This window comes from Sphingomonas sp. 28-62-11 (assembly GCF_002278865.1).
GTDB lineage: Bacteria > Pseudomonadota > Alphaproteobacteria > Sphingomonadales > Sphingomonadaceae > Sphingomonas.
Genome location: NZ_NCGB01000034.1, coordinates 21,714 through 28,892, shown reverse-complemented (window position 1 = coordinate 28,892; position 7,179 = coordinate 21,714). Strand labels below are relative to the sequence as shown.

At 63.0% G+C, this 7,179-nt stretch carries 8 protein-coding genes; all 8 read right to left on the bottom strand.

The window, feature by feature from the left end:
• Nucleotides 1-918: 918 nt before the first annotated feature.
• Entirely contained in the window at nt 919-1,689 is a 771-nt protein-coding gene (locus B7Y49_RS11890; protein WP_374127809.1) for a phosphoadenylyl-sulfate reductase, read from the bottom strand.
• Complete coding sequence (locus B7Y49_RS11885; protein ID WP_374127808.1) at nt 1,682-2,113, bottom strand: DUF934 domain-containing protein; 432 nt, start codon at nt 2,111-2,113, stop codon at nt 1,682-1,684. The genes B7Y49_RS11890 and B7Y49_RS11885 overlap by 8 nt, the downstream gene beginning before the upstream one ends.
• Nucleotides 2,110-2,517 (bottom strand): RidA family protein, encoded by a 408-nt coding sequence (locus B7Y49_RS11880; RefSeq protein ID WP_374127807.1) that lies wholly within the window; start codon nt 2,515-2,517, stop codon nt 2,110-2,112. The genes B7Y49_RS11885 and B7Y49_RS11880 overlap by 4 nt, the downstream gene beginning before the upstream one ends.
• Nucleotides 2,510-4,141 (bottom strand): nitrite/sulfite reductase, encoded by a 1,632-nt coding sequence (locus B7Y49_RS11875; protein ID WP_374127806.1) that lies wholly within the window; start codon nt 4,139-4,141, stop codon nt 2,510-2,512. The genes B7Y49_RS11880 and B7Y49_RS11875 overlap by 8 nt, the downstream gene beginning before the upstream one ends.
• A 3-nt stretch (nt 4,142-4,144) precedes the next feature.
• Nucleotides 4,145-4,594 carry a hypothetical protein gene (locus B7Y49_RS11870; RefSeq protein ID WP_374127805.1) on the bottom strand — a complete coding sequence of 150 codons (450 nt, stop codon included), beginning with the start codon at nt 4,592-4,594 and terminating at the stop codon, nt 4,145-4,147.
• On the bottom strand, nt 4,594-4,890 hold the full coding sequence (locus B7Y49_RS11865) for a DUF2849 domain-containing protein (RefSeq protein WP_374127804.1): 297 nt from the start codon (nt 4,888-4,890) through the stop codon (nt 4,594-4,596). Before B7Y49_RS11865 ends, B7Y49_RS11870 begins: the two co-directional genes overlap by 1 nt.
• Nucleotides 4,887-5,669: a uroporphyrinogen-III C-methyltransferase gene (gene cobA / locus B7Y49_RS11860; RefSeq protein WP_374127803.1), complete on the bottom strand. Its 783-nt coding sequence runs from the start codon at nt 5,667-5,669 to the stop codon at nt 4,887-4,889. The genes B7Y49_RS11865 and cobA overlap by 4 nt, the downstream gene beginning before the upstream one ends.
• Nucleotides 5,670-5,739: 70 nt before the next feature.
• A complete protein-coding gene (gene astD, locus B7Y49_RS11855) occupies nt 5,740-7,152 on the bottom strand; it encodes a succinylglutamate-semialdehyde dehydrogenase (RefSeq protein WP_374127810.1) in 1,413 nt (470 codons plus the stop codon).
• Nucleotides 7,153-7,179: the final 27 nt, after the last annotated feature.

Genomic DNA, 7,179 nt, shown 5'->3' with positions numbered 1-7,179 from the left:
TATGATCTGCTCCTCGGTAAATCTGCTGCGCTTCATCGTCGTCCTCCTTCATGAAGGACTCTAGCTCAGACTGGCGGAGTTTCAGGGGAGCACGTCAACGAACCCACACTTCTATCGGCTGTATCTGCGTTAGCGGCGGCCAAGGGGCATCATAGGGTCGCCGAGGCCATCATGAACCTCGATGACGATCTCATAACCAGGCTAAACGAACTTGATTTCGGCGATACCTAACTGTCGGTAATCCAACAGTTTTCGCCGTTCGGACCCTTGGCGTATTGCGGTCCTACCCGAAAGCGGAACGGCGGCTATCGGGCGAAAAGCAGTCGGGCAGTTCTCGCCCCATTTGCAGACTTTCGCGACGAAACTAAAAGGAGTGTATGCGACCGTCTCCACACGATATTGATCACGAGCTTGTTTCTGCGTGGAAGGTTGCCGCGTCGGTCTTGGGCTTGCAGCTTGTGGCTCCCTATTTGCTCGATATCGCAGACGGGACGGCAATATGGGTCGAGGGGTTTCTGCCGGACTTTGGCGGAAGTCGGGGCATGATATTCAGAGGAATCAGCTGTAGCGCACCTCCAACCGATCTATACGTTTCGCTGATCTCTGACGCCTACCGTCAATTTGACCGCGCCAGATTTGTTGAAACCCTTTCGGATTGGGGCTGGTATGGTGCGGCTGATGAGCGCCCCGGTTGGCTAACGGCGACGGGCAGCTAACCACCCATTTTTGCCGTTCAGCTTCCACGAGGACGGCGGTCTGTTTTATAGGTTCACGGCCTCGATCAAATCTCAACCCATCCGGCCTGAGCAGGCGCTACGTTTAAAGAATGACCTGCCCGGAAAGCAGCCGTTCGATGGGCCGTTTTGCCTTCGCCCAAGAGATATGCAGGACGAACGGGGCCACCCAAAGTCATGACCGCTAAAAACTCGGCAATTCCCCTGGGGCTTCGGGCACATGGATGCCGCATTCCACCTTGTCCCAGCCGCGCCAGCGGCCGGCGCGGGGGTCTTCGCCGGGGAGGACCTTGCTGGTGCAGGGCGCACAGCCGATCGAGGGGTAGCCGGCATCGACTAGCGGGTGGGGGGGAAGATTATGTACGGCGACATAGGCGTCGAGATCGGCCTTCGACCAGCGCGCGAGCGGGTTCAGCTTCAGCCGACCGGCGGCGTCGCTGGTATCGATCTCAAAGCTTTGGAGGTGCGCGCGTGTACGTGACTGGAAGCCCTTGCGGCCGGTGATCGTTGCGTCGAAGCCAGTAAGCTCGGCCGCGAGCGGGGCGACCTTGCGGATCTCGCAACAGCCATCGGGATCATAGGACCAGCGCAGGCCGCTTTCGTCGCGCTTGGCGATCACATCGGCGTCGGGTGTGAGCGTGCGCAGATCGGTGAGCCCCAAGCGCGTCGCGAGCAGATCGCGATAGGCGAGCGTCTCAGGGAAATGCTTATCCGTATCGAGGAACAGCACCGGCGCCGCAGGATCGATGCTGGCAACAAGATGAAGCAGCACGGCCGATTCCGCCCCGAACGACGACACGATCGCCGCGCGCCCGATCAACCCTTCGGCCAGCACCGTCGCGAGCAGGGCCGATGCATCGGCACTCTCGAACCGCGCGTTCAACGCCGTGACATCGGCTGCTGTGAAGCGCGGGCCGGTGTTGATCAGGTCGAGCGCGCGGGCTGCTTCAGCCATGCCGCAGCTTCCACACGGGTACGATGCTGTCGGCTGCGCCCTGATAGGCATGATCATAGCGTTCGAACGACGCCTTCAGCACAGCCTCGTCGATCGGGGCATGCGGCGCAAAACTGTCAAAACCGCAGCGGCGCATCAATGGCAGCTGATCGACCAGCACATCGCCCGCCGCGCGGAGTTCGCCGGTATAGCCCGCCTCGCGCAGCACCCGCGCCGCCGAATAACCGCGCCCGTCGCGAAACGCCGGAAAGCTGACCTCGATGAGCGCAAGCTGGCCCAGATGCGGGATGAGCGCGCGGGCATCGTCACCCGCCTCGATCCGGACGGCGGTGGCGTTCGATTGCCCGGCGAGAAAGCTGTCGAGCGTGATCGCGGGCTCGTCATGCGCTTCATCGGTGCGGAAGCGGAGGAGGGAATCGGTCACGCTGCGGTCTCCGCCTTCGGCAGTTGCGCGATCACCTTGATCTCGAACTGAAAACCGTAAAGCCATGTGACGCCGATGCCCGTCAACGTGGGATAGGGAGCGGCTCCCCAATAATCCGGCAGCACCTTCATAATCGTCGGCAAGTTTGCTTCGGGATCGACGACAAACATGGTCACATCCATCACATTATCGAAGCTGCAGCCCGCCGCCACCAGGATCGCGTTGAGATTGTCGAAGGCAAGCCGCACCTGCTTTTCGAAATCCGGCTCTGGCGATCCGTCTTCGCGGCTGCCGACCTGACCCGATACGAATAGAAAACCGTTCGCGCGAACCGCTGGCGAATAGCGGTTGCGGTCGTACAATTCCTGACGCCCCGCCGGGAACACGACATCGCGCTTATCCATAAATCGCCTCCTTGAACGGTTCCATGCCCACGCGGCGATAGGTGTCGAGGAAGCGTTCGCCATCGGTGCGCAGGCCGAGATAGACGTCGGTGACTTTCTCGACCGCGTCGACAATGCCGTCCTCGTCGAAGCCGGGGCCGGTGATCTTGCCGATCGAGACATCGTCAGCACCCGATCCGCCGAGCGAAAGCTGGTAGTTTTCGGTGCCTTTCTTGTCGACGCCTAGGATGCCGATATGCCCGGCATGGTGGTGGCCGCAGGCGTTGATGCAGCCGGAGATTTTCACCTTCAGCTCGCCAAGCTCGCGCTGGCGGCCGAGGTCCGCAAAGCGCGCATGGATTTTCTGCGCAACCGGAATAGAGCGGGCATTGGCCAGGCTGCAATAATCAAGGCCGGGGCAGGCGATGATATCGCTGATGAGGTCAAGATTGGCCTCGGCCAGCCCGGCGTCGTTCAGCGCCTGCCAGATGGCCTGCAGATCGCTCTGGCGGACATGCGGCAGGACGATGTTCTGGGCGTGGGTGACGCGCAATTCATCGAACGAGTACTGCTCGGCGAGATCGGCCATCAGATCGATCTGGTCGGCAGACGCATCGCCGGGGATGCCGCCACGCGGCTTCAGGCTGATGTTAACGATAGCATAGCCGGGGGCTTTATGTGGCTTGACGTTCTGGTCGAGCCAGACCGCGAAATCGGGACCGCTGCGGTCGATCGCGTCGGCGACTTTGGTTTCGAACGGTGGCGGGGCGAACATGGCGGTGATGCGCGCGAGTTCGGCGGCGGGGGGATCGATGCCCAGCGCTTTGACGTGCGCAAACTCTTCCTCGACCTGCGCGCGGTACGCATCGGCGCCGATTTCGTGGATCAGGATCTTGATCCGCGCCTTGTACATATTGTCGCGGCGGCCATAGCGGTTGTAGACGCGCAGACAGGCTTCGAGATAGCTGAGCAGATCAGCCGCGGTCACGAAATCCTTGATTTCAGGCGCAATCATTGGCGTGCGGCCCATGCCACCACCGACGAAAATCTTCGCGCCGAGCAGGCCGTCGCGCTCGAGCAGCTGGATGCCGATATCGTGCAGCCGCATCGCCGCGCGATCCTCGTCCGCGGCGATCACCGCGATCTTGAACTTGCGCGGGAGATAGCTGAATTCGGGGTGGAAAGTGCTCCACTGACGCAGCAATTCGGCCCAGGGGCGCGGATCGGTCACTTCGTCGGCGGCGGCGCCTGCATATTGATCCGAACTGATGTTGCGGATGCAATTACCGCTCGTCTGAATGGCGTGCATCTCCACCGTCGCCAGTTCGGCGAGGATGTCCGGCGCATCGGCGAGCTTTATCCAGTTGAACTGGAGATTCTGGCGCGTGGTGAAATGGCCATAGCCGCGATCATATTTGCGAGCGATATGGCCGAGCATCCGCATCTGGCGGCTGTCGAGCGTGCCGTAGGGGATGGCGACGCGCAGCATATAGGCGTGGAGCTGGAGATAGAGCCCGTTCATCAGCCGGAGCGGCTTGAACTGGTCCTCGCTCATCGCGCCTGACAGGCGACGGATCACCTGGTCGCGAAATTCCTCGACCCGCGCATCGACGATCGCCTGGTCGTAATGGTCATATTTATACATGGGTTACTGGCCCTGAACCGCGAGAGTGAGGGGATAGTGGCGGACGATCGTGCCGAGTTCTTTCAAGCCGAGCCCGTCGATCTTGGTTTCACGGTGGGCTGCACGGATCGCCTTGAAGGCATCGGTGACGCCGGGCGCATCATGGCCTTGGGCGGTCGGATAGCCGACCGCGACGATCACGTCCCAATCGGCTTCGGTGTCATCGGCGCGTTCGAGCAGCGCATAGCTGGTGAACAGGCCCTGCTCGAGGCCGATCCGGTCCATCGCGAACCAGTTTTGCTTGATATACGCGATCAGCGCCGCGCGTTTGCCGGGTGCGGCGCGGAGATAGGTGTGGGTAACGTGCAAGGTGGGGGCCTTGCTGACCATGGTGGTCGGCGATGGCCTCGCGGTCGCGTGCGCGGTGGGCGCGATGCTGGCGATAACCGCCGCCAAAATGAGCTGGCGGATCATCATATCACCCACTCGCCCGCCTGGGGATCGGCGGGCTTGAGCGTCAGGTCGGGGCGGATGGTGGGGCCGAGCGCGCGGACGCGGTCCTTGATGTGCGCGGGGCGGGGGCCTTCGGGGGTGGGCTCGGCGTCGATCACGTAAGGCACGTTCACCCGGCGCGCGCCTTCTTCGGCGCGGGCGATGCTCTCGCCGGTTTCGCCGACATCGGCGGCATCCTCGACATGGCGGGACCAGCCGCTGCCCGTCCACCACACGACATCGCCGGTCGGCAGATCATTCCCGGTCAACAGTTTCACGCGTTCGCCTCCGCCACATGGGCCAGTGATAGCAGTGCGTTGCTCGCCGTTCCGCGCGCCGCGACCATGCCGACGATGATGACTGCAGGGCTCTTCACGCCCTCACGACAGATCATTGCGCCGAGATCGGTGAGCAACGTGCGCAGCGCCCGCGTTTCGGGTCGGGTGCCGTTCTCGATCACGGCGACGGGCATGTCGGGCGAGACGCCATCGGCAATCAGCTTTTCGGCGATCAGATCGGCGGTGGCGACCCCCATATAGATCACCATGGTCCGCCCTGGCCCGGCGAGGCCCGCCCAGTTCTGTTCAGCAAGACCCTGGCACTGCCCCGCGACGAATGTGACCGCACTCGACACCGATCGATGGGTGAGCGGGATCATCGCGCCTGCTGCGCTGCCCATCGCTGCCGAAATGCCGGGGATGATGCTGAAGGGGATGCCGGCGGCGATGCACGCCTCCGCCTCTTCGCCGCCGCGCCCGAAAATGAACGGATCGCCGCCCTTCAGCCGAACGACGCGCTTGCCGCGCCGCGCCTCGGCAATCAGCAGGTCGTTGATCGCTTCCTGCCGCATCGTGTGACGGCTGCGGCTCTTGGCGACCGAGATGCGCGACGTATCGGGCGCGAGCGCGAGAATGCGCGGGTCGACCAGCCCGTCATGGACGATGAGATCGGCGGCGAGGATCGCCTTGTGCGCCTTGATCGTCAGCAAATCGGGATCGCCGGGGCCTGCGCCGACCAGAATCACTTCGCCCGCCGGGCCATTCGATATCGTTGTCATGTCGCCCAAATGGCGATCAAGGGGCAGGCGCGCAAACGAGCGCTGCTTGGGGGGCGGGTAGACAAGCTTGTCAAAGGTCGCGCAGGCCGATGTTGATCAGCGCACGTGCCTGATCGGCTTCGGAGGAAACCACCGGATAGGCGCAGTAATCGGCGGCGTAGTAAGCGCTCGGCCGGTGATTGCCCGACCAGCCAATGCCGCCGAATGGCGCGGAAGAGGAGGCGCCGTTGGTCGGTTTGTTCCAGTTGACGATGCCGGCGCGCGCATTGGCCCAGAACTGATCGTAGAGCGCGGGGTTCTGGCTCACCAGCGAGGCGGCGAGGCCATAGCGGGTGTTGTTCGCCTCGACGATCGCGTCTTCGAAGCTTGCCGTGCGGATCACTTGCAGAATTGGACCGAACAGCTCGATATCCGGCCGATCGTTCATCTCGGTCACGTCGATCATGCCGGCCGTCAGGAACGGACGATCTTCCTGCGGGCGCTGCATATGGCGGAGCGGACGGCCGCCGCGCGACATCAACGTGACGAAGCTCTCGGTCAGCAGATCGGCGGCTTCGTTATCGATCACCGGGCCCATGAACGGTTGCGGATCGGCGTGCGGATCGCCAACAATCATGCGGTCGAGCAGCTTGGTTAGCTCCGCCATCAGTGGCTGAAACAGCCGTTCGTCGACGATCAGGCGGCGCGCGGCGGTGCAGCGCTGCCCGGCGCTAGTGAAGGCGGACTGGACGATCAGGACGGCGGCGGACTGCAGATCGGGGCTGTCCCACACGACGATCGGGTTGTTGCCGCCCATTTCGAGCGCGAGAATCTTTTCCGGCTTGTCGGCAAAGGCGCGATTGAGCGCGATGCCGGTGCGCGCCGATCCGGTGAACAACAGCCCGTCGATATCGGGATGCCCGGCGAGTGCCTTGCCCTCCGCCGGGCCGCCGATCAGCAGCCGGATGCAGCCCTCCGGCACGCCGCCCTCACGCAGGCAGCTTACCAGGAATTCGCCCGTCGCCGGGGTCTTTTCGGATGGCTTGAACACCACGGCGTTACCAGCCAGCAACGCGGGGACGATATGGCCGTTCGGCAAATGCGCCGGGAAGTTATAGGGCCCAAGCACTGCGAGCACCCCGTGGGGCTTGTGCCGCACCGCCAGTCGCCCCGCTTGGGATTCCACCTTTCGCTGGGCGCTGCGCTCGGCATAAGCGGTGGCCGAGATATTCACCTTCGCAACGACGGTATCGACCTCGGTCCGTGCTTCCCAAAGGGGTTTGCCGGTTTCGCGCGCGATCAAATCCGCAAAGGGCTCGGCCTTGGCGCGGACGACATTGGCGAATCGGCGTAGCGCCTCAAGTCGGAACGCGAGTGGTTGTGCAGCCCAGCCTGCCCAACTGGCGCGCGCGATTGCCACTTCGGTATCGGCATCGCCCGGCATTTGTCGCCACAGTATTTCGCCTGTCGCGGGTTCGGTGGAGACGATTTCCTGTCCAAGCATGCGATTGTTCTTCTCGATTGTTGCGCG

Coding starts and splice junctions, on each gene's coding strand:
- B7Y49_RS11870 (WP_374127805.1), bottom strand. CDS start 4,594: ATGATCCGCCAGCTCATTTTGGCGGCGGTTATCGCCAGCATCGCGCCC.
- cobA (WP_374127803.1), bottom strand. CDS start 5,669: ATGACAACGATATCGAATGGCCCGGCGGGCGAAGTGATTCTGGTCGGC.
- B7Y49_RS11880 (WP_374127807.1), bottom strand. CDS start 2,517: ATGGATAAGCGCGATGTCGTGTTCCCGGCGGGGCGTCAGGAATTGTAC.
- astD (WP_374127810.1), bottom strand. CDS start 7,152: ATGCTTGGACAGGAAATCGTCTCCACCGAACCCGCGACAGGCGAAATA.
- B7Y49_RS11875 (WP_374127806.1), bottom strand. CDS start 4,141: ATGTATAAATATGACCATTACGACCAGGCGATCGTCGATGCGCGGGTC.
- B7Y49_RS11890 (WP_374127809.1), bottom strand. CDS start 1,689: ATGGCTGAAGCAGCCCGCGCGCTCGACCTGATCAACACCGGCCCGCGC.